This window comes from Halorhabdus tiamatea SARL4B, assembly GCF_000470655.1.
Lineage (GTDB): Archaea > Halobacteriota > Halobacteria > Halobacteriales > Haloarculaceae > Halorhabdus > Halorhabdus tiamatea.
Window position 1 is genome coordinate 538084 of record NC_021921.1, and the last position, 26532, is coordinate 564615.

Sequence of the window (26532 nt, forward strand, 5' to 3'; positions counted from 1 at the left end):
GCAATTCAAATTCTCGCCAAATTTTGAAATTGCCCGCCCCCGAATCGAGCGCGAGTCCACTAGGATGGTGCTTATGCAGGACTGCCACGAACAACTGCTCGAACACGGGCGCACCACTGAAGGCGTCTATCAGACCGCGAACAACGCCGTCGAGCGCCTCGAAGCGGATGGCGTCGTCACTGAAATGACAAGGAACAAACAGAATCGGGTGTTCCGCGCGGAAGAGATCATGGAGATCGTCGAGCGACCGGTCAGAGAGCTTCCTGACCCAGGTGCACTCGTCGATGTCGAGCAGGCGTGGAACCTTCCGGAGCGTTGACGAGAACAGTGAATAGTTTGATACAGCCTCGCGGAAAATTGGCGTGATAGATGCCCGACGAGTACGCCGAATCCGAACGCCCGGCTCTGGAAGCCCTCCAGCGGCTTGGCTGGGATGTCCGCGACCAGCAACAGGCCAACTGGGCCGACCCACGCGAGACCCAATCCTCGGCCGTCCTCGAACCGCGACTACGCGACGCCGTGAAGCGGCTGAACCCCTGGCTCAACGAGAACAACCTGAACAAGGCTGTGCGGGAGATTCAGCAGGTCGCCGGGACGAACACGATGGACGAGAACGAGCAGATCCACGAAAAGCTCGTCCGTCACACGACCGTCGAGCAGGACCGCGGCAATGGCAAACAACACTACACGGTCCAGTACATCGACTACGAGAACCCCGAAACCAACGACTTCTTCGCACTCAATCAGTTCCGCGTCGCGGGGCCTGTCGAGGTCATCAAACCCGACGTCGTGCTGTTCGTCAACGGCATCCCGCTCGGCGTCGTCGAGTGCAAGAGCCCACAGATCCCCGAACCGAAGTCCGAAGCGCTCGACCAACTCACCCGCTACCAGAACGAACGCGAGGGTGAGGCCGAGGGTGCGGAAGAACTCTTCCGGTACAACCAGTTCTCCGTCGCCACCTGGATGGAAGGCGCGGTGATGGGCACCTACCGGACGCCGAAAGACCAGTACAAGCCCTGGCGCGACGCCTATCCCTTGGAGGACGACGAACTCATCGACCGGTTCGACCTCGAGGGCTACCTGCCCGACCAGTACCGGATGCTCTACGCGCTGTTCGAACCCGAGCGCTTACTCGACCAACTCCGACACTACACGGTGTTCGAAGAGAGTCAGAGCAGGACGATCAAGATGGTCGCTCGCTATCAGCAGTACCGGGCCGTCCGGAAGGCCCTCGAACGGATCGACAAGCGCGGCCAGCGCGAGGCCAACGGCGGCGTCGTCTGGCACACCCAGGGCTCGGGCAAGTCGCTCACGATGCTTTTCCTCGCCTTGAAGCTCCGCCGCCTCGAGGACGACCCGACGCTCGTACTCGTCACCGATCGGCGGGCACTCAACGACCAGATTCACGCGACGTTCGAGCGCTGTGGCTTCCCCAATCCGAAGAAATCCCAGAGCATCGAGGACCTTCGCGAGCGCCTCCAGTACGATGCCGGCGAGACGATCACGACGCTCATCCACAAGTTCCAGACGACCGACAACGAGGACGATGACGACGAGTTTCCAGTGCTCTCTCGGAACGAGAATATTTATGTGATGGCCGACGAGGCCCACCGAACCCAGGACAAGAACCTCGCGAACAACATGCGAACGGCGCTTCCGAACGCCTTCTACGTCGGCTTCACCGGGACGCCCATCGAGAAGGACGAGGTCAACACCCGCCGAACCTTCGGCAACTACATCGACACGTACACGATCGACCAGTCGCTGGAGGACGGCGCGACGGTCGAGATCCTGTATCAGGGCCGGCTCGCCGACATCCATCTCGAAGGCGAAACGCTGGATCGACTGTTCGATCGTATCTTCTCGGACAAGACGGAGGAGGAGAAAGCAGCGATTCAGAAACGCTACGCCCGCACGCAGGACCTCGCCGAGGCACAGCCTCGCATTGATCGGGTCGCACTGGACATCGTCGAACACTTCGAGGAAGACGTCCCCCAGCCGTTCAAGGGGATGGTCGTCACCACGAGCAAGGAAGCGGCGGTCCGCTACAAGGAGACCCTCGACGATCTGAACGGGCCGGAATCGCGCGTCGTCATCTCTGAAGGGCATAACGACCCCGAGCACATCAAGCAGTGGACGCCCAGCAAGTCTGAGAAAAGCCGGTACAAGGAGTCGTTCGTCGATCCGAACGGCGAGGTCGAGTTACTCATCGTCTGCGATATGCTCCTGACGGGCTTCGACGCGCCGGTAGCCCAGGTGATGTACCTCGACAAGCCACTCCGGGAGCACAGCCTCTTGCAGGCGATCGCTCGTGTAAACCGGCCCTTCGAAGAGAAGACTCATGGGCTCATCATCGACTACTACGGCGTCTCGGACGAACTGAAGGAGGCGCTTGCGATGTTCAGTTCGAGGGACGTCGAGCGGGCGATGGTGCCGGTCAAAGACAAACAAGAAGATCTCGAAGCGGCCCACAATAGGGCAGTGTCGTTCTTTGACGATCTCGATGCAGTGGAGAAGTGTGTGCAGTCGCTCGAACCGGACGACCGCCGCATCGAGTTCAAGAACGCGTTCAAACGCTTCTCGAAACTGATGGACATTGTCCTCCCGGACCCGATGGCCAACCCCTATCGGGACGACTTAGAGCAGCTCAGCACGATCTACGGGAAAGCGAAGGAGCGCTATCGTGACGAGACGATGAACCTCGAAGGCGCGGGGGCCAAGGTCCGAGAGCTCATTCAGGACCACATCACTTCCCAGGGGATCGAGATCTTGAACGATGAACCGGTATCCATCATGGACGAGGTCGAATTTGATGCGAGACTTGATGACCTAGAGAGCGACGAAGCCCGTGCGAGTGAGATGCAGAATGCGATCAAACACGAGATCAACGTTCGCTTCGACGAGGACCCAGTGCAATACGGGTCTCTCAAAGAGCGGCTTGAGGAACTCATCGAAAAGTACCGGGAAGGACGGCGTAGCGAACAGGGGACTATCGAAGAGCTGCGGACTCTGATGGATGAGATCCGGTCACGCGACAAGGCTGCCCGTAGCAAAGGACTCCGGGGCGAAACAGACCTATCATTCTACCACGCGGTCGAAGACGTGCTGGATGAGCGCGATTTCGGAGAGGAGGAGTTCGTCGAACTCACGGCCGACTTGGTCGGGACTGTCGAGAAGTTCGTCACAAAGGTAGAGTGGAAGGAGCGAACTCACCTGCAGAATACGATGCGAAAAGAAGTGACGGGTCAACTGTATCGGTCTGAAATCGATCTCTCGGCAGAGGAACGGCGTGAACTTACCAACCGCGTCATCGAATTGGCGCGGGCTCACTACCAATGAGCGAGCGTTTGCAACGTCACTACCACATTGGCCAGACCGTCGTTCCATATTCAATCGACTGGTCAGAAAAGCGGGAGACGATGAGCCTCTCGATCGACGAATCACTGGAGCTGACCGTTACAGCGCCGATGAGCGCAACAACGGCCGACGTTGAGTCGGTACTCGACTCCCGACAAGAGTGGATTCTGGAGAAACTATACGGCCTGAAAGCTCAAGAGGGGCCACCCTATCCGAAGGAATACCTCAGCGGCGAGAAGCTTCAATATCGAGGACGCCACTATCCGCTCGAAGTCGTTGAAGCGGATGTCCCCCAGCCCGAATTGTCGTTTGACGACCAGACGTTTTGGCTGCGTGTCCACCGTTTTGATGCAGATGGCGACAAGATCAGCGTTCGCCGGAAGCGCCAGACAATTGTTGACTGGTTCGTCAAACGCGCTGAAGCGGAACTTCCAGAACGCGCGTCCCGCTTCGAAGCGAGGCTGGGACTCGAAGAAACCGACATCGAAGTTGGGGAGCTCGATGGCCGGTGGGGCGAGTACAGTAGTGGAACAGTTCGACTCCATTGGCGGTTGGTCCTCGCACCCGTCCGCATTCAGGACTACGTCGCGGTCCACGAGTTGTCGCATGGGGTCCATGCAGACCATACCGACGCGTTCTGGAATACTGTCGGAAGTCTCATTCCGGACTATGAGAGCCGCCGTGAGTGGCTCAGATTGAACGGGAAGACGCTACAGATCTAAGACGCAACTCTCAAAAATCGAAGTAGTTGGGTCGTCGCTGTGAGCGACGAGTAGTACAGAATTACTGACGAACGAGATTCGCCGCGCGAGGTCCTTTCGGTGAGGACTCGATATCGAACTCAACCTCAGTTCCTTCGGTCAGATCCTCACCGCCGACATCCTCCATGTGGAAGAAGACATCTTCGTCTTCGTCGAGGTCGCCGTCATCAGTCGAAATGAAACCGTAGCCGCCTGTGTCGTTGAAGAAATCAACTTTGCCGTTTGCCATTGCAAACAAATGTAATGGTCGTGTCGCAAAGCGGTCTAGAGTTTGCCTCTGGTACTCTCAATTGAGAGGTCACAGCTCATTGCTGTTTTGGTCGATCGCTGGAGCAGTTCATCAAGGAACGCCTGGTAGTGCTCTGGATCAGCGTACTTCACCAGCCGAAGCTGGAGTATCGCCTCTAATCCCTCCGTTGTCCAGCGCATCCACTGGTTCTTGCATCGCTTGCTGACTTCGCCCATCAGCCGTTCGACGGGGTTCGAGGTCCACGGCACCTCGAACCCCTCGACAGCCTGCTCGGCAAACGTCACGATCGACGGCACCCACCGCCGAAGATACCCCGCAGCCTTCTCTGACCCGTACTGATCCAACTGCCACGCTGTCTTCTCGATACGCTCGGTCGTTCGCGCGATCCGCTCGCGGATCGCCGCGAACTCCTCTTCCGGCCGGTGCTTGGCGACCGAATTCTTCAGATGGAACACCTCGTCGATCACCTCCGAGACGATCTCGTTTCGTCGATCCAAGGAGAACACGCCGTCGTCCCAGAGGTTGTAGTCCAGTGTTCGGCCGACGTGGACGAGATCAAGTTGGTGATTGCGATTTTCGTCGGTAAAGGCCGTGACCATACCCTCCTCAGCGTCACTGACGACCGTCGCGTCGTCAGTGACTGCGTCGATGTCGTCGAGGTCGGCGGCTGTCTCGTCCCAGTCAGCGTTGACCGAGAGATCCAGCAGGGAGCGGGACTCCTCGGCAGTATCTTTGCCGAGCGTGGCTTGGACGGAGTGGTACGAGCGGTCGTCGTCTTGACTGTGACACTTCGTGGCGTCAGGAATAACCGCATCAGCGTCTGTGTCAGCGACACAGTCTGGAAGGAACTGTTTGAGCTTGCTGCCGTATTCTCTGGCGCGGCGGTTGATCGTGGTCGGCGACGGCATCTCCGAGAGGATGCCGTCGCCGTGGTCAGCGGCGTCACGATAGCTGAGCGAGGTAGCGAGATCGACGCTCTTGGCCGCAATGTCCTGCTGATAACGGTTTTCTCCGTCGAAGCTAAGAACATCTTCGACGGGGCGGAAGTAGCTGGGTTCGTCGTGGTCAGCGGCGGTATCTTCGACGTAGTGAAGGTCGAATTCGTGCTCACCGGCGGTTGTGACGGCCGTGCGGGTATCGGTACCGGCGCGTTGGTAGCGCTGGTCACCGTTGCCGTGGGCGTGTTTTTCACCACAGAGCGCCTCGACGCGAGCCGCGTCGAGGCTCTCGACGAGTCCTTCGAGAAGAACTGATTCGATGTTCTGATCGGTGATGAACTCGGCAAGCGTGGCCAGCGGTATCGTTTTGTCGTCGTCGATGCTAACGGTCAACCGCACGTCGATTGTGGCGTGCATGGGGCACCTCTCGGAGTGGACACCAGAGGCGTCCCCTTCCTCAGGGGAGTCAGTTACTGAACTCTAGAGGACTTTGCGACACGACCAATGTAATGCCGTTTGCCGGATAACCCTTCCGAGAGTCACGGTACCATGACCCGGCGACACCAGGGAGACTTGAGTACCAGAGGCCGATACCGACTGTCTTCACTCTCAAGAGACACCACATTGGCAGATACAACAACAGATACGCGAACGACAGGCCCAGACGACGCTGTCCAGTTGGCGACAACCAGAGGGCGAAAACGAAGAGGTCCAGAACAGCACGGAGAGTGGCTAAAGCCCCATATCTAGTCAAACCAGTCCACGTCTCGACTGGTCGGTGACCGAACTGTTAACCGGGTTCAGGTACAACCCACGTCCATGGTATCCGTCCTGGGTGCTGACCTCTCGCTGTTGTTGCTGTTAGTGGGGGCGTTGTTAGTCATCGGCGAAGCGTTCGTCCCGGGTGCACACTTCATCGTCCTCGGGATCGCGCTGTTGGTCGCTGGACTCGTCGGGTTGGCCCTTCCCCAGTCGCTGGGCATCTTTGCGGTCGTGATCATGGCCGGGCTCGTACTCGGCGTCGGGAGCGTCGCACTGTACGCCTACCGTCAGTTCGACTTCTACGGCGGAAAGGGGGCCGGGCAGACGAGCGACTCGGACTCGTTGAAGGGCAAGACCGGCCGCGTCACCGAACGTGTGACCGGAACGGACGGCGAAGTCAAACTCGACGGCGGCGGGTTCAATCCCTACTATCAGGCCCGAGCGTTCGACAGGGAGATCCCCGAGGGCGAGGAGATCATCGTGGTCGATCCGGGCGGCGGGAACGTCATCACCGTCGAGTCGATGGCGACGCTGAGTGCTGACGACATCGACGCGGAGCTACAACGTGGCGTGGAGGACGAGCAGTCACAAGTCGAGGAGAACGGGTCCTCGACACGAGAGACGGCAGACGAGACACTGAGCGACCCGGGGGAACCCGACCGCGAGACTGAATCCGCCTAGGACTGCCCGGGCTGGCACTGCCCGTCTGGCACTGACCGATCTGGGACTGCCCGGGCTGGCTGTTCTGGAGTGGTTCCACACCGAGCCCAACACTTTTGTTGCCATCCTGCCAATTCAGGGTTGTATGCTATCGAGTATCCCGCTGCAACTGGGGGGTGCGGAGCTATTCCCCATTGTCGCCCTCGTATTGCTGGCGATTGCCGTGGTGACCGTCTGGCAGATGGTGGTCATCACCGACGCCACGGAAAAGAAAGCCCTCACGGTCCTCGGAGAGTACCGGAAGCTACTGGAACCGGGGATCGCGTTCGTCCCGCCGTTCGTCTCCGCGACGCACACGTTCGACATGCGGACACAGACGTTAGACGTGCCACGTCAGGAGGCGATCACCCGTGACAACTCGCCGGTGACTGCCGACGCCGTCGTCTACATCAAGGTGATGGACGCAAAGAAGGCGTTCCTCGAGGTCGACAACTACAAACGAGCGGTCTCGAACCTCGCCCAGACGACGCTACGGGCCGTCCTGGGCGACATGGAACTCGACGACACACTCAACAAACGCCAGGAGATCAACGCCAAGATCCGCAAGGAACTCGACGAGCCGACCGACGAGTGGGGCATTCGCGTCGAGAGTGTCGAGGTTCGAGAGGTCAACCCGAGCAAGGACGTCCAGCAGGCAATGGAGCAACAGACCTCCGCGGAGCGTCGCCGCCGTGCGATGATCCTCGAAGCGCAGGGTGAACGCCGCTCCGCCGTCGAGGAGGCCCAGGGTGAGAAGCAATCGAACATCATCCGCGCTCAGGGTGAAAAGCAGAGCCAGATCCTCGAGGCCCAGGGTGACGCCATCTCGACTGTCCTCCGTGCGAAGTCTGCCGAAGCGATGGGCGAACGCGCGGTCATCGAGCGTGGCATGGAAACCCTCGAGTCGATCGGCGAGGGCGAGTCGACGAAGTTCGTCCTCCCCCAGGAACTCACGTCACTCGTCGGCCGGTACGGCAAGCACCTCACAGGGTCGGACACCCGGACCGAGGGCGAGATCCTGGAGGGGCTGGACTTCGACGACGAGACCCGCGAGATGCTCGGCCTGGACGACATCGAGGAGATCCTCGGCCAGATAGACCAGGAGGCCGAGGTCGACGTCGAAGAGATGGAAGAGCAAGCGCAGGCGGTCAAATCCGGCAAGGAGACGGCCGACATCAAAGACCCCGACGAGGTCATCGAGGAGATGGACAACGAATTCAACACCGACGAGTAGTCAGCAGACGACACGACAGCCAGCCGATCGTTCCACTATCCTCCGAGGCTGGCCAAGTAACGCGATTCAGTGGTTGGGGTGGTGTCGAATCGAGCGAAGGCGTTTTGTGACTCGAACCCGTCAACTGACCTAATGGAAGGGGACGGTGTCGACGAGAGCAAGCGCGCGACGCTCCGTCGGTTCGCCGCACTGGGGGCTGCGAGTCCACTCGTTCGACTCGCAGATTCGGGCAGCGACAGCACTGCACCGGGGGCGATCGTCGGGTATCTCTCGACGACGCCCGGGGCACACTTCTCGAAACTACGGGACGACCTTCAGTTGGGAACTGGCGAGACCCAGCATCACCTTCGAACGCTGTTACAGGACGACGCGATCGAAAGCCAGCGCGACGGCGAGTATCGGCGCTTTTTCCCGGCCGACCGGTTCAGCGACTTTGAGCGGACTGCGCTGGGATACCTCCGGCGGGAGACGCCACGTGGGATGATCGTCGAACTCCTCGGGGATCCGAGTGTCACCGCGAACGGGCTGGCCGAACGCCTCGACGTCTCGAGTCCAACCGTCAGCAAGTACGCGGCACAGCTAGAGGAGGCCGGCCTGCTCACCCGAGAAGACGGATACGCACTCAGACAGCCAGAGACACTGTTAATGTTGGTCGTGAGATACGCCGAATCCTTCGGCGAGGACGCGATCGCCTTCGCCGCCGAGGCCGACGACCACGTCGCCTACGACGGCGAAACTGACGAATAGCGGACCGCTCAGGCGTCGACCATCCACGTGGTCGACGAGGAGTAGCCCCACTTCTCGACGGTCAGTTCGTACTCGCCCTCCTGAAGGGCCGCCATGTTCGTCCCGACTTCCTTCGCCGAGAGACCGAGTTCCTCGCCGATGAGCCGGGATTTGAAGTACGTCTGGTCGTCGGCGTTGGCTCGCAGGTACTCGAGGATCCGACGCTGTTTGTCCGAGAGCGGACCGTCGTCGTGGGTCGTTGCCGCACTCGTGCTCATGTATCGAGGTAGCGAAGAGACAGGTATAGGTCGTTTGGTATAGTCGGCTAATCGACTCACGTCTTGCGATTAGTCGGGTAGAAAGTCCGCTGTGGCCGCCGGGAGCCTCCCGAGCGGCCGGGACGTGGTACGACCAGGAAACGGGGTCGTGTTAGATGTCCTCTTCGATGATCTCGCCGACAGCGAAGTTCGACTTCACCTCGGAGATTTCGACTTTGACGCGGTCGTTGATCTCCGCGCCGGGGACGATGATGACGTAACCCCGCTCGACGCGGGCGATGCCATCGCCTTGCTTGCCGATGTCTTCAATCTCGACGTAGCGGATCTCGCCGGTTTCGACTGGCGGTTGCGGCTCGCTCGGTGCCGTGTCGGTACTCGGCTGTTCGTCAGTCGATTCCTCCTCGCCGGAGATGACTGCAATTCGATAGGTTTCGCCGGCTTCGATCGAGCCAGTGTCGACCTCCCGGCGTGGTACCTCGACGACGTATCGGTCGTCTTCGGCAGTGACCTCAGCACTGAACAGACAGAGGAGTTGCTCTGAGATTTCCAAGGTTGAACCTCCGTTCCCGGCGTCGGAGCCATCCCTAAAGAACTTGTCGACCGCTGACGGTCACGAGTGCTCACTGCCGATCGGACTGCCGTCCGGTCGCTTGGCCCCCTCGGAGTCGTGAACTACAACGCCGTCGACGTCCGTGGGTTGGTAGTTGTCCCGCACGCCGATGGCTTCCTCACGCTCCCGAATGGCGCGTTCTTTGAGCGTCCCAGCCAGCTCCTCGGCGTCCGCTCGCGAGACGTCACGCCCGAGTCCCTCACATTCGTGGGCGCGAACCGGCCCCTCGCGATCGACGACGCTGTCCATCGAGCCAGCTTCGGCCTCCCCGTCTCCGATCGAGAGACTGAACGGGTAGGTCCGACAGAGCAGTGGGCGGCGATCGTAAATCGAGCACTTCTCTCCGTCGGCGTCGTAGAACGTACAGTCCCCACACGCCCCGGTCTGGAGTGCCCACTCGAAGGTCTCACCGGTCGTGGTCCCGTCGTCGGCTTCCGTGAGGCCAAAGGGCATCGGTCGTGCAATCGCGGACCATTCGGGGTCGCCGTCACGCTGGATCTCCCGTATCTCCTCAGGGAAGATCGTGGCCGTGTGGTCCTCGCCATCGAGCCCGCGACAGCACTTCCCACAGCGGGTACATTCGAAGCCGATCGACTCGATCGCGTCCGCGATGACGTCGACGTCGAGTCCGCGAGCGACTGCGAGGTCGGCTTCGAGGTCCATGTGCAGGATATCGTAGCGAGACGAAAAAGGGCGTCGAGACAACGGACAATCGACGTAACTGACCGAACTGCACAGACGACGAGTGCCGAGTCACTCGGTCGTGCGGTAGTAGACCTGCTTGCGGGCGTCGCGGTAGCTGTACCGTGAGGAGACGAGATCGGCGTCTTCGAGCCGGTTGAGCGCGTATCGGACGGTCCGATCCGGGAGCAGCGATTCCGTGGCGAGTTCGCCCTGCGAGAGGGGCTGGTCGGTCTCGAGTACCTTCGCGATCAACTTTGCGCTCGGGGGCAACTCGCGGAGCCGTTCACGGAACTCCCCCTCCGTGAGGACGATCTCCGTCCGCGAACCGTCTTTCACAGTCGTGCTCATACGCGAAGCCAGTCGGAACCGACACATAAGTATTGCCTATATGGAGAACATAAGACCTTATATGGAAGGGGATGCCCTTGTATTTTGGCGGACAGACGGATCCAATACCGTTTTAATCACCCCGTGGTGAACATTCCATAGCGTGAAAGGACAGGAGTGGTACCAGGCCGACGAAATCGCCGAGGCCTACGAGGAAAAGCGGTTCTCGGGTGGGGGTCGTCTCATCGACCGGCGGGAGAAGCAGGCCGTCCTCGATGCTATCGGGCCGGTCGAGGACAAGCGCGTCCTCGAGATCGCTTGCGGGACCGGCCGGTTTACCGTAATGTTAGCCGAACGTGGGGCAGACATCGTCGGCCTGGATATCTCCGCGGCGATGTTACAGCAAGGCCGGGAGAAGGCGCGGGCGGCAGCAGTCGAATCACATCTCGACTTTATGCGGGGCGATGCCGGACGACTCCCGTTCCCCGACGATCACTTCGACGCGGTCATCGCGATGCGGTTTTTCCACCTCGCGGACACGCCGGCGTCGTATCTCAGCGAGATGCGGCGAGTCTCGAAGGAGGTGGTCTTCTTCGATACCTTCAAGCGCTTCAGCACCCGGTCGATCTACAACTGGGCGCTACCGATGGGATCGCGGCTGTACTCACAGTGGGAGATCGACCGACTCCTCGGAGAAGCCGACCTCGAATTGATCAGGTCGACCCACGACTTCATCTTCCCGTACGGACTGTACCGTGCGATCCCTGACAGTCTCGCGTCGCCCATCCGAACGGTCGATCGGGCAATCGGGGGACTTCCGGGCGGAAAACGACTCTCGTCGGTCTCCTACTGGCACTGTCAGGTCTAACCTGACGTCGTATTGTCACAGGCAGTCGATCTCGCGACGTTTTTAGTCATCCGGACTCCTATGGTGACGTATGGACCTCTCGGTAGTCGTCCCGACGCTCAACGGACGGGAGCAACTCGCGCGGACGCTCGACTCCGTGAGCGAACACGTTTCCGGGGCGGCGGTGATCGTCGTAAACGGCCCTTCGGCGGACGGGACGACCGGGATGGTCCGCGATCGCGAGGACGTCGACGTCCTCGTCGAGATCGCCGACCGATCGACCAACGCCGCACGCAACGCGGGCATCGATCACGCGACCGGGGACGCGATCGCGTTCGTCAATCAGGGAGTTTCCGTGACCGACGAATGGGAAAGGGCGATCCGTGAAGGACTCAGAGAGGCTCCCGTCGTCACTGGACCGACACACCAGCGCGTGCGAGCCGGGAAGACGACCGAACGAGCCGAGACTGGTTCTGTGGCCGGCCGATCAGTGACGTTCGTCAACGCCGACAACGTCGCCTTGACGCGGAACGTCCTGGCCGATCTCGACGGCTTCGACGAACACGTGCCCGTCGCGGACGCACGGGACCTCTCACACCGGGCGGCCGGTCTGAGCCGGGACGTCGCCTGGCAAGCGGGGATGGCCGTCGAGCGGCCGGTCGGAGCCGACGGCGGCACCAGCGAGACGGACTGGGATCGCGAGTACCGGTCGTTCGCGTATCGGCTGGCGAAAAACTACGGGGTGCGCCCGGCTGTCCTTGCACGGATCGGACGCCGTGCGTTCTCGGACGCGGGCAGTCAACTCCGCCGTGTCCTCGCCGGCGAACGATCGGCCTCAGGCTGGTTGCGCGCCGGCAGGGACGTCCTGACAGCGACTCCTGGTGGGTTCAAAGACGGACTCACCGCCAGGGCGCGGGATCGAAGCGACCGCCGGAATCCGCGTGGCCGCTCGACCGGCGAGGACCGGGCGGTAGCCGTCTACGACTCACGCTAATCAGGGAGCGAGTGCGTCGATCACGCGGCCCGGGTTGTTCGAGAACACTTTTCGCATCGCGTCTTCCGGGACGTCGAGTGTGAGGATCTCCATGATCGCCACGTTGGGGTGAACGCTTGGCGCCCCGCTACCGAAGAGGACGCGATCGGGATGTTCACGGAGTGCGCGTTCGATCGGCTCTCGAAATCTGACGAAACTCGTATCGAGATACAGGTCGTCGTGGTCGCCGAGCAACGCGATCGTCCGATCCATCAGGTCTCGGTCGAGCGGGTAGCCGCCGAAGTGGGCGACGATTGTCGGAACGTCGACGGGGAGGATCGTCCGCTCAAGTTCGTCCGGGCCGAACGCCGTTCCGCCACGCACGAGTACCGGCAGACCGGCCGCTTCGAGTGCCTCGAGGACCGCTTCGTCGGGCAACCCGTCGGCGGCGGGATCGAGCATGAACCCCACGAAGCGGTCGTCGTAGGCGAACTGCTCGACATCCGCGGGGGTTGTATGTTCCTCCCCACGTCTGGCAGTCAGGTTCCGAAGCTTCGCGCCCGTTCCGGCGTCGGGATCCCGGGGACCGTTGATCCGGGCCAGCGCGACGAAGGGGCGACCGACGCTCATCCTGGCGATCGCGTTGTTCGCCTTCAGATACGCCCCCTCACGCTCGCCTGGATAGACGAGCGACCGGACGATCCCGGCCTGGTGCATCTCGCGTTCGAGTCGCTCGGGGGTCCCCGGGGCGTCGCCCGACCGCTGGTCGGCGTCGGGTTCGAGCCGGACGTGTGTGTCGACGACCCTGAACCCGTGCTCCAACTCCAGCATCGAGATGGACGTAGAGCGGTCCGGTCATTAAATCATCGTTATCGTGAGGGGATCGGGCCGACGCCCCCGTCTTAGTAACACTTATATAGAACCGCAAACGACGGATAAAGTGAGGCTACACATATGTCACAATCCGGTCAGCAGCGCATGGGTGGCGCACCCATGTTCATTCTCAGCGAAGACTCCCAGCGGACACAGGGAGAGGACGCACAGAGTTCGAACATTTCAGCGGGCAAGGCAATCAGCGAGGCCGTACGAACCACGCTGGGCCCCCGCGGCATGGACAAGATGCTCGTCGCGGACGGCGACGTCGTGATTACTAACGACGGCGCGACCATCCTCGAGGAGATGGAGATCGAGCACCCGGCGGCCGACATGCTCGTCGAGGTCGCCCAGACCCAGGAGGAGGAGGTCGGTGACGGTACGACGACTGCCTCCGTTCTGGCGGGCGAGCTTCTGAGCAAGGCCGAGGAGTTGCTCGACGACGACGTCCACCCGACGACGATCGTCGAGGGGTATCACGAGGCGTCTTCGCTGGCTCGTGAGGCCATCGACGACCTCGTCATCGACGGTGATCTCGACGCAGACGACCTGATCCGGGTCGCCGAGTCGAGCATGACGGGTAAGGGAACGGGCGACGTCGCCGCCGGCCCGCTCGCCGAGACAGTCGTCGACGCCGTCGACCACGTCCGGACGGACGAGGGCGTCGATCGGGACAGCATCACGATCCACGCCCAGGTCGGGTCGAGTTCGAGCGCGACGGACCTGATCGAGGGCGTCATCGTCGACGAGGAGCCCGTCCACGACAACATGCCCCGGACGGTCGAGGACGCCGCCATCGCCGTCGTCGACAGCGACCTCGAACTCAAAGAGAGCAGCATCGACGCCGAGTACAACGTCAACAACGTCGATCAGCTCAACGCAGCCATCGAGTCCGAGGAGGCGGAACTCCGCGAACGCGCCCAGCGTGTCGTCGAGCTCGGGGCTGACGTGCTGTTCGCAAGCGGCGACATCGACGACCGCGTCGCCTCCTACCTCGCGAAGGACGGCGTGCTGGCGGTCGACGACGTCTCCGACCTCGGCGCGATCATCAACGCGACTGGGGCGAGTCGCGCCGCGTCGGTCGAGGACCTCGAAGCCGACGAACTCGGCAACGCCGACTCCATCTCGGTACGGAATTACGGCGACGACGACCTCACCTTCATCGAGGGCGGGGCAGCCGCCAAGGCCGTCACGATCTTCGCCCGCGGCGGCACCGAACACGTCGTCGACGAACTCGAGCGCTCGATTCGTGACGCGCTCGACGTCGTCACGGCCGCACTCGAACGCGGCGGCGTCGTCCCCGGTGCCGGCGCGACCGAGATCGTCATCGCCGACTACGTCCGCGATCACGCCGCCGGCGTCGAAGGCCGCAAGCAACTCGCCGTCGAGGCCTTCGCCGACGCCGTCGACGTCCTCCCGCGCACGCTCGCGAGCAACACCGGCATGGACCCGATCGACGCCCTGGTCGACCTCCGAGCGGCCTACGAGAACGACACGCTCTCGGGTGTCCTCTCTTCGGGCCAGAGCGGCGACATCGCCGATCCCCTCGAGGCAGGCGTCCTCGACCCCGCCGCAGTCAAGCGCGAGGCGGTCGACTCAGCGACGGAAGCCGCGACCATGATCGTCCGCATCGACGACGTCATCTCCGCGAGCTAAGGCGCCATCACGCGGTCGAGTTTGGGTCTCCGCGTCATCGCCGTTCGTTTTTGGATTCCGTGAACGCTTCGAGCAGTGATCAGTCTGTGACTTCGCTGTTGCCCACCACAGCAACGGAGGGTTTTTCGGCATTCACTCGCTGGAGTAGGTATGCGCCGCCGTCAGTTGCTCGCCGCTGCCGGGACTGTCGTTATTGGGGGCTGTGCCGATCTTTCGTCGATCGACGAGTCGACGCCGGCCTCGTCTTTCCCGCCCGCGACGCCCGTCTGGCACGTCACGCCGCCGTACCCGTTTCGCTTCGACGGCGAATTGACTGTCTCACCAGACAATCCTCGGGGGTGGTTACTGGCTGACGTTCAGCCGAAACGCGTCCGCGTCGCCGGCGAGGTGCTCGAGGGCGGCCCGATAAACGCCGCCTTCTCCGAGGAAGAGATCGACCGGGCACGCGTCCCCGCCTCGACGTTCGAAACGTTGTCGGCGGCGTCGACCTTCGAGAAGACTGTCGCGTATCCGGCGGGTGGCGGTTCGTTTTTCTTCCACGCCGACCGTGAGACGACACTCGACCTGCGAGTCGAGATCGAGCGGACGTAGGCCATCCGGCACTCGAGCGCGGAGCAATCGACTCACATAGCTCGGGAGTCTTGGTTGCGTCATGCTCGAAAATCGCTCGTTCGTCGCCGCGACCGTCACGGTCGGGGTCGCCTCCCTGGCTCACGCCGCCCTCACCTGGCCGGCCGCGGCGACGGTCGCACTCTTCGGCGGTGGGGCCGTCGTTGCTTTCGTCGCCGAGGCCATCGTGATCGCTCGCGGGTACCTCGAACACCACGTCACTCCGAAACTGGCTGGCGTACCGGTGTACGTTCTCTTTGGTTGGACTGGTGCCGTCTACGTCGCCTTTCGCGTTGCCCTGCTCGGAGCCGACGGGCCGACGGCGGTCGCCGTTGGCGCCGGACTCGCGACCACCGTCGACCTGCTCACCGATCACAAGGGCGTCGAGGCAGGATTCTGGACGTATACGGACGACCTGCCTGGCCCGCGATTCCGCGGGGTGCCGTGGTGGAATTCCGCCGGCTGGTTCGTCGTCAGCTCGACCACGGCGGCCCTGGGGCTGGCGTTCCTGTGAGAGTTGCCCCTTGGATATTCTATCCGGTGAATCATCGGCACACAACTTGGTCCGCCAGACCAACTAGATGCGAACTTGCCCGTCAGCCCGGCCCCAATTGACCGGGAGTTCGACGTTGCCGTGGCTTCCGCCGGTGACAAGCTGGTTGTCAGCCTGAGCCGCGGTCGTTGAGGACGATACGCATCACGCTGTGCGAAGTGCATACACCGCTCCGTCGTTAGAGCCAGCGTATACAGTTGATCCCACAAGTGCGAGTGATCCGATCAAGCTTGGCGTAGAGAAAGTCCACAGCGTCTCCCCCGATTCGGCGTCAAATGCGCGGATTCGACCACCGTCACCGCTCTGCTGACCAGTATACGCTTCACCGTCAGGGTAGCCCCCGCAAGTAACAACAACACCATTGTCCCCGACGACGACAGATCTTTGAACCCACTCAGTTTCTCGTGTCCACGTAACCGTCCGATCCGGAAGGTCAACAGCCCGAAGTTCACCACTGTTCGGAAGGTAGTAGTCACCGAAATCGTCATACAGAGAGATACTGAGGTACGCCGTGTCGTTCATGACCGCAGGTGCATTCGCCGTGCCGCCGAACGTCGCCGGATCCCAGAGTGCTTCACCCGTCTCAGTGTCGTACCCGTACAGTGTCGGCATTCCCCCTGCTGGGCTCCAGTCGCCGCCGACGATTACTCTCCCAGAATCGACTGCCGGCACAGTCGAGCCTGAATACTGGGCAGCCCACGTTTCCCTGGGGCCACTATGCAAGGATGCACCGATTCCCGTTCGCGGGTGATATCGGACAACACCCGAGTTCCCGCTCACGAAGACCGAGCCATCAGCAAGCGTTGGATAAATCCCCTCGTTCTGCCATCGAATGTCGCCAGATTCAGCGTCAAACGCAACGAGTTGCTTGTCCCGCCCACCGGAGTGGCCGACAAGCACTGTCTCCGTGTTAGCGACCAGACGTGCAGGTCCACGGCTGTCACCCGCCTCGTACGTGCGCCAGATTGCGTGTGTATTCCGCTCGGGAGTGTACTCCCATCCTCGAAGGAACTGGACAAACGACTCGTCTCGAACACCGAGTGGCCCAGCAGCGTACAATCGCTGGCCGCCATCAGCTCCTGGGGCGATCCCAGCGACATACGCAGGAACGAACTCCGAAAGAACTTGCGTGCGATCATCCAGCCGGATGACGACGAGACCCTGCTCACCGTACGCAGTCAGAAGTCCATTGGCAACGACGAGACCATGGGCGGAAACAGGTGTTTCGACCGTCCAGGCCGCTTCGACATCGCTTCTGGGAGGTTTTGCGTTCGGATTGTGTCCAGTGTTTGTACAATCGTAGCGTGCTAGTGGCCACGTGTCCTCGGGTGGAGACCACGTATCCGCCGAAATCGAATTCCCACCAGAACAGCCTGCGAGTGCGGTTGTTGTGCAAGTAGCACCGGCGGCAAGGAGAGTACGTCTACTGAGGGAGGGCATCCCTAGTAGATTACAATTCTACCACATAAAACGTTCTGATGCCTGTGGCAATAGCGAGAACCAATACGAGCCACTTCTGGGCAGCGCGTCGTTGATAGCACGATTTCCCGTGCTTCGGATATGTGCCAGCCGAGCACTGATCGGATATATGATTTGCTCAGGGCGACGGTCACGTCCACCGAAGCCGGACCCGCGACCCCGGCGAGACGCTGAATCGCTCCTCGCCCCGGCCCCGATTGACGGCGAGTTCGACGTTGCCGTGGCTCCCGACAGTGACAAGCCGGTTGTCGGCCTCGACCGTCGCGTAGGTTCGTCTCGCGGGTGCCCAGACGCCGTTGACGGTCACTGCCTCGCCGAAACGGTCTGTCAGAACCTCGCCCGGGACGTTCGTGATCGCGTTGCCGAAGTCATCGACCACCAGCACTTCGCCGTCGACACCGTCGTCCCGGGTCGTGGGTTCGGGGAACGCCAGGTCCTCGCATGCCTCGACGCAGCCGAACCGGTCGCCGGACTCGAAGGCCCCCAGGCCGGCCTCGTGGACGGTTGCCGCCATCGGCGCGAAGACGTCCCGACCGTGGAACGTGACGCTTTCGGGGTCGTCGTAGCGATACTCGAAGACCTCGATCCCGTCGGCCTCGGCAGGTTCGTCCGCGCCGTCGGCGAGTTCCCGAGCGGCTGGAATCAAGACGCCGTTATCAGGGCCAACGAGGACGTGCTCGCCAGCCCGAACTGCCAGGGCCGCCCGGTCGGTCCCGACGCCGGGGTCGACCACGACGAGGTGAACGGCAGGTGGGAACGACGGCAGGATTTCACGCAGCCAGAACGCGGCCGCCTGGACGTCCTGCCGGGGGAAGTCATGGGAGACGTCGATCAGCCGGGCGTCAGTCCGAGTCGTGAGAACGCCCTTCATCGCCGCCGGATACGGAGCACCGAAGTCGGAACTGAGCGTGATCATCGTGACTCCTACGCGAGCCAGGACAAAAGGCACTGGGTCGAGACAGGTCTCGTCACTCGCAGCCGCCGTTTGTGGCCTCCCAGCGTTCGACGATGTCCGACTGGGAGATCGTCCGGAGGCGCTCGACGCCGTTGCACTCCTCGATGACCTCGACGACGACGTCCGGCACGCGGTCGCGCCACTGCTCGCCCTCGATGATCCGCTCGCGGATCTCACTACCCTCTAGGCGCTCACGGTCGAACATCCGCGACTGGCGGACCTCGATGCCGGCCTCCTCGAACAGTTGAATCACCAGCGGGTTGTTCGAGTACGCCAGATCGAACCCCGGACTCATGCTCTGGACGTGGCTGACCCACACCGAGTGGCGATCGAGGTCCTCGATGGGAACGACGTACGTCGGGAGGTCGAACTCGGCGACGGCGTTGGTCACCATCATGATGCGCTCGCCAGCGGTGAAGGGATCGTGCACGGTGTGGGAGTTCCCGGCGCTCCCGATCCCGAGGACGAGTTCGTCGACTTCCCCGTCGGCCGCGATGCGCTCGACCATCGTGTGATGGCCGTTGTGATAGGGCTGAAAGCGGCCGATGTAGAATCCGCGTGTCATATACCCGGTCACAGGACGTGAGCTTTCATAAACCCGGCGAGTCAGCGCTCGCCCGGAGAGTCGATCGACCCGGGCGCAGTCTTTCGGTTTTCGGGTGACCGGCAATCCCGGTCGTGAGGAGAAAGTATATCAATCGACAGTCCCTGGATTATCGTACTTGACCCGTTAGAATGAGCGAAAACAAGGATACAGCCGACGATGCGCCGCCCGAGCGCGAGGAGGACACCGTCGTCGAAGACGGCCGGACGGACGGGTCCGACGCGTCGACGGTCGGCTCTTCGCCCGACGCGACGGGAGTCGAGCAACCGGAGGGTCAGGCCGACGATACCGACGCCGACGAGTCGGAGCCGGAAGACGGCGTGTCCGATCTCGGTAGCGACGTCACCCTCGAAGAGGAAGCGATGCCCGTTACCGGCGACGAGGACGACGTGCTGGGCGGACTGGACATCGAATCGACGGCGGACATCGAGGTGCCCGATCGGTTGGTCGATCAGGTCATCGGACAGAGTCACGCCCGTGACATCGTCCTGAAGGCGGCCAAACAGCGTCGCCACGTCATGATGATCGGCTCGCCCGGGACCGGCAAGTCCATGCTCGCGAAAGCGATGAGTCAGCTCCTCCCCAAGGAGGACCTCCAGGACGTGCTGGTCTATCACAACCCGGACGACGGCAACGAGCCGAAGGTCCGGACGGTCCCTGCCGGCAAGGGCGAACAGATCGTCGACGCCCACAAGGAGGAAGCCAACAAGCGCAACCAGATGCGGTCGTTCCTGATGTGGATCATCATCGCGGTCGTGGTCGGGTACTCGCTGTTCGTCGGGAACCCGTTGCTCGGCGTGCTCGCCGCGGGCGTCATCTATCTCGCGTTCCGCTACGGTGCACGTGGGAGCGACTCGATGATCCCGAACCTCCTCATCAACAACGCCGAGAAGCAGACCGCGCCCTTCGAGGAGGCGACCGGGGCCCACGCCGGTGCACTGCTCGGCGACGTCCGTCACGACCCCTTCCAGTCGGGCGGCATGGAGACGCCGAGTCACGACCGCGTCGAGGCGGGCGCGATCCACAAGGCCAACAAGGGCGTGCTGTTCGTCGACGAGATCAACACGCTCGACATCCGCTCCCAGCAGAAGCTGATGACCGCGATCCAGGAGGGCGCGTTCTCGATTACCGGCCAGAGCGAGCGGTCCTCCGGCGCGATGGTCCAGACCGAGCCCGTCCCGACGGACTTCATCATGGTCGCGGCAGGCAACTTAGACGCCATGGAGAACATGCACCCGGCCCTGCGCGACCGGATCAAGGGCTACGGGTACGAGGTCTACATGGACGACACCATCGAGGACGACCCCGAGATGCGCCGGAAGTACGCCCGCTTCGTCGCCCAGGAAGTCGAGAAGGACGGCCGCCTCCCGCACTTCACTGCGGAGGGCGTCGAAGAGGTTATCCTGGAAGCGCGCCGTCGGGCCGGCCGCAAAGAGCATCTCTCCCTGAAACTCCGAAATCTCGGTGGACTCGTTCGGGTCGCCGGAGACATCGCCCGCGCCGCGGACAAGGAGTTCACCGAACGCGAGGACGTCCTCCAGGCCAAGGACCGCTCGCGCTCGATCGAACAGCAACTCGCGGACAACTACATCGAGCGCCGCAAGGACTACAAGATGACCGTCAACGAGGGCAGCGCCGTCGGCCGCGTCAACGGCCTGGCCGTCATGGGCGAGGACAGCGGCATCGTCATGCCCGTCATGGCCGAGGTCGCCCCCTCCCAGGGTCCCGGCGAGGTCATCGCGACCGGGAAACTCCAGGAGATCGCGATGGAGGCCGTCCAGAACGTCTCCGCGATCATCAAGAAGTTCTCCGACGAGGACATCTCTGAGAAGGACATCCACATCCAGTTCGTCCAGTCCTACGAGGGCGTCGAGGGTGACTCAGCGTCGGTGACGGTCGCGACGGCCGTCATCTCCGCGCTGGAGAACATCCCCGTCGAGCAGAACCTCGCGATGACCGGTTCGCTGTCGGTCCGCGGCGACGTCCTGCCCGTCGGCGGCGTCACCCACAAGATCGAAGCCGCCGCCAAGACCGGCCTCGATACGGTGATCATCCCGAAGGCCAACGAGCAGGACGTGATGATCGAAGACGAGTACGAGGACCAGATCGAGATCGTCCCCGTTTCGCATCTCTCTGAAGTGCTGGAAGTCGCGCTGGCTGGCGAACCCGAGAAGGACAGTCTGGTCGACCGGCTGAAGTCGATCACCGGCCAGGCCCTCGAACGCAAGGTCGGGCCGACCAACCCCAGCCCGCAGTAGCCGTGCCGAACTGGGCCGCCTTCGTCGGCCTCACCGGCGTGATCGTTTCATTCGTTGTCCTGCTCGCGCACCTCTCCCAGCGACTGCTCGACGCGGAGCCGGCTGACCGCCGTCCGACCGTCCGGCTGCAGCCGACGGGACTGGACCCCGGCGTCGCTGGGTCGAGATGGATACGCGTTCGGCCGGCCGATCGCTCGGCGACAGCTGAACATGCCGTGACGAATCCCGACTCCCCGTCGTCTATGCCGACCCTCGCTCTGCTCGCCAACGTCGTGCTCACGCAGGGGTTCTTCGGCGGCGTGCTCCTGGTCGGCGCGCTCGTCTTTTCGATCCCGCTCTCGGCCTTTGGCGTCGGTCCCGAGCCACTCAGTACCGGCGTCCCGGCGGTCGGTCTCGGGATCGCTCTGGGCATCGGGCTCTGGATCGGGAGTGAGCTTGCGGTCGCCGTCGCCGACGCAGCGGGGATCGGCTACGACCAGCAGGTTCGATCGATGCTGACGCCGACGACGATGGGCGAGTGGGTTCTGCTGCTCGCCGTCGTGTTGCCGATCGTCGCCGCGAGTGAGGAGTTCGTCTTCCGGGCGGCTGCCATCGGCGTCCCGGCGACTGGACTCGACGCGTCGCCGTGGGCACTCGCGGTCGTCTCCTCACTCGCCTTCGGCGTGGCTCACGGCGCGCAAGGTCGGGCTGGTGTGGTCGTGACTGGTGCTCTGGGCCTTGGTTTGGCAAGCGTCTACATCGCCACGGGGAGTCTCCTGGTGGTGATCGTCGCCCACTACGTGCTCAACGCGACGGAGTTCCTCGTTCACGAGCGGAGGAGCGTCGATTCGATAGAGTAGTGACCGCGTTGGCAGTCGCTCGCCCCCCGCTGGGAGCACCTTCGTCATCGCAATCCCTGGTCGAAATAATCGAGGGTGCGGGGCCACGCGGTTATCGCGGCACGGTTGTTGGCCGTCGGTGTCCCGCCGAACCGATCGTCCGACAGTGACTCGTACGGCCAGTATGGAAGCGTGATGATGTGTCCGGCACCGGAATACACGTGGTGGGCGTAGTCGTTCTCGAAGTCGGCAGCGTCCAGCCGGGTAACTCGCAGGTCACCCGTACGACGGAGCGAGCGCTGCAAACGGTCGTAGTGTACGCCCGGAACACTATCGGCCGAACTTCTACTAGTAGGCTCATGGGATTTGTAATCGGGCGTCCGGCGACCGAGCGGCTCGGAGAGCCCGGTAGGTCGCCGGTTCACTCGCCGAAGGCGAGGCCAAGGAAGGGGCGAAGCCCCTGACGCAGGCTTTTGGCCGAGCTTTTGCAAGCGAGCGACGCAGTCGCTCGCGTAGTAAAAGGTCGTAGTGTACGCCCGGAACACTAACGACCGACCTCATTCCTGGCGGCGTGCCGGGTTGGTCGGGAAACCCTCGTGCCGGGCGGGTGGCGCGTCAGCGCCACCGAATGCCGAAGCGGCGCAAGCCGCTGAGGCGGGAGACGCCGTCAGGCGTCTCCGGATGCACGAGCGGCGGATGCCGCAAGTGCGGGTGGCGCGTCAGCGCCACCGAAGACAGAGGCGGTGTCAACCGCCTGTCAATGTCACGTGCCCGGGTTCGCCGCGCTGTCATCGCACCCCTGTGGGTGAACTCGGGCGGGGACTAAGGCACGTACCTAAAAGGTACCGCTGGACGGAGTAAAGCCCTTCGCGCTTTAGACGTCGCGGCAGTCACTACAGAGCAACTGGCCGTTGAACGAGACGAGGTCGCTCGTCAACGCGCCGCAGCGCTCACAGATCCCCTGATTCGAGTACCCGGCGTCGGATTCGGCTGTTCCTTCGGTCCTCGCCGGTTCGAGATTCTCGGTTTCGGCCGTCGATTCCCTGCTGAGCGCGACCGAGCGCACGAGATCACTCTCGGTGACGACCCCTGCGACGTCGCCACTCCCATCGAAGACGACCAGCAGGGGAACGGAACTCGAAAGCAACTGATCGGCGGCCGATTCGACGTGGTCGTCGACGTCGATCTGCGGGACCGTCGACTCCATCGCCTCGCTAACCGTGTCGTCCTCGTGCGCATCGGCATCTAGCAGTTGATCGAGCACGTTTCCGACTGAGATGGTTCCGACCGGGTCGTTCCCCCGAAGCACGACGGCCCCGTCGGCGCGCTCCGCTCGCAGCAAGCGACCAGTCTCGGCGAGTCCGTCAGCTTCACTGACACCGACGAACTCGCGTGTCATCACCTCCCGCACACTGTTCGATTCGTTCATACTCAGTACTTTACTACGTTGGCTCTAAAAGATACCTGCGCCACGTTTAAGGCCGGAGAACTCGTATTTGTGTGGCTATCACTCATACACTGGTTGGAGAATGAGAGGCGAACATAAACAGAGGACACGTTCACTAGTTTCGATCACGTACCGGAACAGTCCACACAGGGCTGCACTATCGGACGGCTCGTCGACGAGAGCCAAACGAGGCTGAGAAAATCCCTTGGTCCGAAACTCAGGCGTGATCGCGTTCCAGTGGCCAGTAGCCCCCCTCGCGCATCGCCTCGCCGACGGCCGTGTGGAACGCGGGGAAGTCCTCGAACTCAGTGGCCTCGACGTGTTCGAAGATGTCAGCGACGCTGACGACCTGTTCGTGGTCGATTCGAACTGGATCGTCGCCGTACTCAGCGAGGAACGCCTCGGTGGCGACAGGAAAGTCCTCGGCGTCGAGTTTCTTCGCGACGATCGCCTGCCCGTACTTGCGACGCCCCTCACTTCCTGCTTCGCCGTCGGGATCGTGTGGCCAGTCCATAGGTATCACTCGACCGGTTGAGACAAAAGAATTGGGTCGATCACACGCCGTGGCAACGGCGATAGTTTTTTGGTATCGTATTCAGAGGTGTAGGTGTGCAGCGTCGAACGAACGAGAAACAGGGGACATGCGGGAACAAATGGGGGATACTTGAATGGAGTCACCGGGAAACTCGTCTGGGACGGATCGACCACGAATCGACGCCGAGCATACGGACGATCAGCTGTATATCATCTACGACCGGGTGAACTTTGACGCCTGGATCCAGTCTGATTACCACGTCGATCGGACCGGGTGGCGGTGAGCCGGTCCGCGTTCCACGATCGTAACGATCATTGGGGGGCCGTCGCCGAATACGACCATCCGCGCGTCGTCCGGATTGCCGCGACACTTTGGGCAGTGTCTTTCACGCTCGGATTGGTGGTCTACGCAGCGCTGTACGTCGTTCCGTGGTGAGCACGGTACTTGGCGACGCCAGACAGCGGCCAATTCAGTCGTCGGCCACGTCCGGCCCGTCGATGACGGGGCGTGCGATTTCACGGTCTGTGGCCTCGCCGTCGATATCGTAGGGGTACTCGCCGGTGACACAGCCGAGACAGAGATCCTCGCGGGCAGTCCCGAGCGTCTCGGAGATGGCGTCGATCGAGAGGTACGACAGGCTGTCGGCCCCGATCGTCTCGCGGATCTCCTCGATCGAGCGGTCGCCGGCGATGAGTTCGTCACGAGACGCCATGTCGATCCCCATGTAACACGGAGCGACGATCGGCGGCGAGCCGATCCGGAGGTGAATCTCCTCGGCTCCGGCGTCCCGGAGGAGATCGAGCAGTTGCGTCGAAGTCGTCCCGCGGACGATCGAGTCGTCGATCAGCGTGACGCTTTTGCCCTCGATCGTGTTCTTGATCGGGTTGAGTTTCAGTCGGACGGCCCGTTCACGCTCGTCCTGGGTCGGCATGATGAACGTCCGGCCGACGTATCGGTTCTTCATCAGGCCCTCGGCGAACTCGACGTCCTCGGCAGCGGCCGCATACCCGGAGGCGAAGGCCCGCCCCGAGTCAGGGACCGGAAGGACGACGTCGGTGTCGATGCCGGACTCCTCGTAGAGCTTCCGCCCGAGTTCTCGTCGGGTGTCGTAGACGAGTTTCCCGTCGATCTCGGAGTCGGGACGGGCAAAGTAGACGTGCTCGAAAAAGCAGTGGGCCGTCCGGTCGTTCTCGACGAGTTGATAGGAGTCGTACCCGGCTCCGTCCGGTTGGAGAACGATGAGTTCGCCCGGTCGAACGTCCCGGATCACTTCGCCATCGAGGGTATCGACCGCGGACGATTCCGATGCGATGACGTACCCGTCCTCGACTTTGCCGAGACACAGCGGCCGATTGCCTTCCGGATCACGAAGGCCGAGGACGGTGTCGTCGTGGGTGATCGTCAGCGAATACGAGCCGTGGATGCGTTGCATCGTCCGCTTGACCGCCCGGACCAGATCCGCCTCGAGGAGGTTGCGCGCGAGGTCGTGGGCGATGACCTCCGTGTCACCGTCCGAGGTGAACGCGTGGCCGAGTTCCGCGAGCTCGTCGCGAACGTCGTCGGCGTTGACGAGGTTGCCGTTGTGACTCAGCGCGAGCGAGCCACTCTTAAACGAGACAGTGAATGGCTGGGCACAGCTCGAATCGACACTCCCGGCGGTCGGATACCGAACGTGGCCGATCCCGACCGATCCGTTGAGCGCGTCGATGTCGTCGGGACCGAAGACGTCACCCACCAGTCCCATCCCGATGTGGCTGTACTGCTGGAAGCCGTCGTGGGTCACGATCCCGGCCGATTCCTGGCCGCGATGCTGAAGCGCGTAGAGAGAATAGTAAATCGGGCGTGCGGCCTCACGGTTCTGCAAGGAAATGCCGACTACGCCGCACTTCTCGTCCATCGATCGGGTTATTCGCCGGCCTTCTCTTGCCAGGCGTAGTCGCGGCGCTTGGCGGACTTCCCGAAGCCACACGACGCACAGACGCCTTTCGTGACGTGATAGGACTTCTCGCCACACCGTCGGCACTTGACGTGGGTCGTCTTGTTCTTCTTGCCCTGGCTCGCAGTTCCTTTCCCAGTCATAGGTGTATCGAGACGACGTTGTCGCCGCGTATAATCGTTGTGTCTTCGTCCGCCGACAGCACCAGATTCAGATGCTGGTCGTACCCGGAGAGTTCGCCCTCGAGAACCTCGCCGTCCTTCAAATCGACCGCGACTACCGACCCGATCGCGTCCTCGAGCACGTCATGCGGTTGATCACTCATACGGAAATGAGACGGCGATGGCCTGATAAACGTATCGA

Annotated in this window: 29 protein-coding genes; 13 read left to right on the forward strand and 16 right to left on the reverse strand. The window is 62.3% G+C overall.

All coding sequences use genetic code 11. The annotated features are described in order from the left end of the window. Positions 1-64: 64 nt before the first annotated feature. From HTIA_RS02775 to HTIA_RS02785, 3 genes are all read left to right on the forward strand, one after another. Positions 65-319: a hypothetical protein gene (locus HTIA_RS02775; protein ID WP_021029273.1), complete on the forward strand. Its 255-nt coding sequence runs from the start codon at positions 65-67 to the stop codon at positions 317-319. 50 nt (positions 320-369) lie between these two features. Then, on the forward strand, positions 370-3339 hold the full coding sequence (locus HTIA_RS02780; protein ID WP_008527281.1) for a type I restriction endonuclease subunit R: 2970 nt from the start codon (positions 370-372) through the stop codon (positions 3337-3339). A gap of 80 nt (positions 3340-3419) precedes the next feature. Then, positions 3420-4079 carry a M48 family metallopeptidase gene (locus HTIA_RS02785; RefSeq protein ID WP_020935992.1) on the forward strand — a complete coding sequence of 220 codons (660 nt, stop codon included), beginning with the start codon at positions 3420-3422 and terminating at the stop codon, positions 4077-4079. A gap of 61 nt (positions 4080-4140) precedes the next feature. Here the strand turns inward: HTIA_RS02785 and HTIA_RS02790 are convergent, their stop codons facing one another. Beyond that, positions 4141-4347 (reverse strand): cold-shock protein, encoded by a 207-nt coding sequence (locus HTIA_RS02790; RefSeq protein WP_008527278.1) that lies wholly within the window; start codon positions 4345-4347, stop codon positions 4141-4143. Positions 4348-4382: 35 nt separating this feature from the next. Further along, entirely contained in the window at positions 4383-5723 is a 1341-nt protein-coding gene (locus HTIA_RS02795; protein WP_008524214.1) for an ISH6 family transposase, read from the reverse strand. A gap of 402 nt (positions 5724-6125) precedes the next feature. On the opposite strand from HTIA_RS02795, the gene HTIA_RS02800 reads away from it, so the two are divergent. The 3 genes from HTIA_RS02800 to HTIA_RS02810 all read left to right on the forward strand — a co-directional run bounded on the left by HTIA_RS02800 (position 6126) and on the right by HTIA_RS02810 (position 8748). After that, a complete protein-coding gene (locus HTIA_RS02800; RefSeq protein ID WP_008528004.1) occupies positions 6126-6749 on the forward strand; it encodes an NfeD family protein in 624 nt (207 codons plus the stop codon). 124 nt (positions 6750-6873) lie between these two features. Further along, positions 6874-8001: an SPFH domain-containing protein gene (locus HTIA_RS02805; protein WP_021029380.1), complete on the forward strand. Its 1128-nt coding sequence runs from the start codon at positions 6874-6876 to the stop codon at positions 7999-8001. Between the two features lie 132 nt (positions 8002-8133). Beyond that, positions 8134-8748: a winged helix-turn-helix transcriptional regulator gene (locus HTIA_RS02810; protein WP_008528002.1), complete on the forward strand. Its 615-nt coding sequence runs from the start codon at positions 8134-8136 to the stop codon at positions 8746-8748. Positions 8749-8756: 8 nt separating this feature from the next. Here HTIA_RS02810 and HTIA_RS02815 read toward each other — a convergent pair whose 3' ends face one another. The 4 genes from HTIA_RS02815 to HTIA_RS02830 form a co-directional block, all read right to left on the reverse strand. Continuing rightward, the gene (locus HTIA_RS02815; protein ID WP_008528001.1) at positions 8757-9005 is read right to left on the reverse strand and encodes a DUF7123 family protein; all 249 of its coding nucleotides are present in this window, start codon (positions 9003-9005) and stop codon (positions 8757-8759) included. A gap of 151 nt (positions 9006-9156) precedes the next feature. Further along, entirely contained in the window at positions 9157-9555 is a 399-nt protein-coding gene (locus HTIA_RS02820) for a TRAM domain-containing protein (RefSeq protein WP_008527999.1), read from the reverse strand. A gap of 60 nt (positions 9556-9615) precedes the next feature. Next, the gene (locus HTIA_RS02825) at positions 9616-10278 is read right to left on the reverse strand and encodes a YkgJ family cysteine cluster protein (RefSeq protein ID WP_008527997.1); all 663 of its coding nucleotides are present in this window, start codon (positions 10276-10278) and stop codon (positions 9616-9618) included. Positions 10279-10368: 90 nt separating this feature from the next. Continuing rightward, on the reverse strand, positions 10369-10647 hold the full coding sequence (locus HTIA_RS02830; protein ID WP_008527996.1) for a MarR family transcriptional regulator: 279 nt from the start codon (positions 10645-10647) through the stop codon (positions 10369-10371). Positions 10648-10789: 142 nt separating this feature from the next. Between HTIA_RS02830 and HTIA_RS02835 the strand changes: the two genes are divergently transcribed. Continuing rightward, positions 10790-11494, forward strand: a complete 705-nt coding sequence (locus HTIA_RS02835) for a class I SAM-dependent methyltransferase (protein WP_008527995.1) — start codon at positions 10790-10792, stop codon at positions 11492-11494. 70 nt (positions 11495-11564) lie between these two features. After that, positions 11565-12467 carry a glycosyltransferase family 2 protein gene (locus HTIA_RS02840; RefSeq protein WP_008527994.1) on the forward strand — a complete coding sequence of 301 codons (903 nt, stop codon included), beginning with the start codon at positions 11565-11567 and terminating at the stop codon, positions 12465-12467. Here HTIA_RS02840 and HTIA_RS02845 read toward each other — a convergent pair whose 3' ends face one another. Next, positions 12468-13277: an amidohydrolase family protein gene (locus HTIA_RS02845; protein WP_008527993.1), complete on the reverse strand. Its 810-nt coding sequence runs from the start codon at positions 13275-13277 to the stop codon at positions 12468-12470. It abuts the gene before it with no gap. A 147-nt stretch (positions 13278-13424) separates the two neighbouring features. On the opposite strand from HTIA_RS02845, the gene thsA reads away from it, so the two are divergent. The 3 genes from thsA to HTIA_RS02860 all read left to right on the forward strand — a co-directional run bounded on the left by thsA (position 13425) and on the right by HTIA_RS02860 (position 16098). Beyond that, complete coding sequence (gene thsA / locus HTIA_RS02850; protein WP_008527992.1) at positions 13425-14975, forward strand: thermosome subunit alpha; 1551 nt, start codon at positions 13425-13427, stop codon at positions 14973-14975. 150 nt (positions 14976-15125) lie between these two features. Continuing rightward, a complete protein-coding gene (locus HTIA_RS02855; RefSeq protein WP_020935995.1) occupies positions 15126-15566 on the forward strand; it encodes a hypothetical protein in 441 nt (146 codons plus the stop codon). Between the two features lie 61 nt (positions 15567-15627). Further along, positions 15628-16098, forward strand: coding sequence for a carotenoid biosynthesis protein (locus tag HTIA_RS02860; RefSeq protein WP_008527987.1), 471 nt, complete (start codon positions 15628-15630; stop codon positions 16096-16098). Positions 16099-16281: 183 nt separating this feature from the next. On the opposite strand, the gene HTIA_RS15655 is transcribed toward HTIA_RS02860, so the two are convergent. The 3 genes from HTIA_RS15655 to HTIA_RS02880 all read right to left on the reverse strand — a co-directional run bounded on the left by HTIA_RS15655 (position 16282) and on the right by HTIA_RS02880 (position 19136). Beyond that, complete coding sequence (locus HTIA_RS15655; RefSeq protein ID WP_020935996.1) at positions 16282-17577, reverse strand: outer membrane protein assembly factor BamB family protein; 1296 nt, start codon at positions 17575-17577, stop codon at positions 16282-16284. A gap of 169 nt (positions 17578-17746) precedes the next feature. Then, a complete protein-coding gene (locus HTIA_RS02875) occupies positions 17747-18532 on the reverse strand; it encodes an SAM hydrolase/SAM-dependent halogenase family protein (RefSeq protein WP_008527985.1) in 786 nt (261 codons plus the stop codon). Between the two features lie 52 nt (positions 18533-18584). After that, complete coding sequence (locus HTIA_RS02880; protein WP_008527984.1) at positions 18585-19136, reverse strand: nicotinamide-nucleotide adenylyltransferase; 552 nt, start codon at positions 19134-19136, stop codon at positions 18585-18587. Between the two features lie 170 nt (positions 19137-19306). Here HTIA_RS02880 and lonB point away from each other — a divergent pair, with 170 nt between their 5' ends. Together lonB and HTIA_RS02890 are read left to right on the forward strand one after the other, a co-directional pair. After that, on the forward strand, positions 19307-21433 hold the full coding sequence (gene lonB / locus HTIA_RS02885; protein ID WP_008527983.1) for an ATP-dependent protease LonB: 2127 nt from the start codon (positions 19307-19309) through the stop codon (positions 21431-21433). A 2-nt stretch (positions 21434-21435) separates the two neighbouring features. Then, complete coding sequence (locus tag HTIA_RS02890; protein WP_008527982.1) at positions 21436-22272, forward strand: CPBP family intramembrane glutamic endopeptidase; 837 nt, start codon at positions 21436-21438, stop codon at positions 22270-22272. A gap of 44 nt (positions 22273-22316) precedes the next feature. On the opposite strand, the gene HTIA_RS17385 is transcribed toward HTIA_RS02890, so the two are convergent. From HTIA_RS17385 to HTIA_RS02920, 6 genes are all read right to left on the reverse strand, one after another. Next, positions 22317-22796, reverse strand: a complete 480-nt coding sequence (locus HTIA_RS17385) for an acyl-CoA thioester hydrolase/BAAT C-terminal domain-containing protein (protein WP_079980302.1) — start codon at positions 22794-22796, stop codon at positions 22317-22319. A gap of 329 nt (positions 22797-23125) precedes the next feature. After that, positions 23126-23680 (reverse strand): CBS domain-containing protein, encoded by a 555-nt coding sequence (locus HTIA_RS02900; RefSeq protein ID WP_008527979.1) that lies wholly within the window; start codon positions 23678-23680, stop codon positions 23126-23128. 235 nt (positions 23681-23915) lie between these two features. After that, positions 23916-24212, reverse strand: a complete 297-nt coding sequence (locus tag HTIA_RS02905; RefSeq protein ID WP_008527978.1) for a DUF5785 family protein — start codon at positions 24210-24212, stop codon at positions 23916-23918. 490 nt (positions 24213-24702) lie between these two features. After that, positions 24703-26130, reverse strand: coding sequence for an amidophosphoribosyltransferase (gene purF, locus HTIA_RS02910; protein WP_008527973.1), 1428 nt, complete (start codon positions 26128-26130; stop codon positions 24703-24705). 8 nt (positions 26131-26138) lie between these two features. After that, complete coding sequence (locus tag HTIA_RS02915; RefSeq protein WP_008527972.1) at positions 26139-26312, reverse strand: 50S ribosomal protein L37e; 174 nt, start codon at positions 26310-26312, stop codon at positions 26139-26141. Further along, positions 26309-26494, reverse strand: coding sequence for an LSM domain-containing protein (locus tag HTIA_RS02920; protein ID WP_008527969.1), 186 nt, complete (start codon positions 26492-26494; stop codon positions 26309-26311). The genes HTIA_RS02915 and HTIA_RS02920 overlap by 4 nt, the downstream gene beginning before the upstream one ends. Positions 26495-26532: the final 38 nt, after the last annotated feature.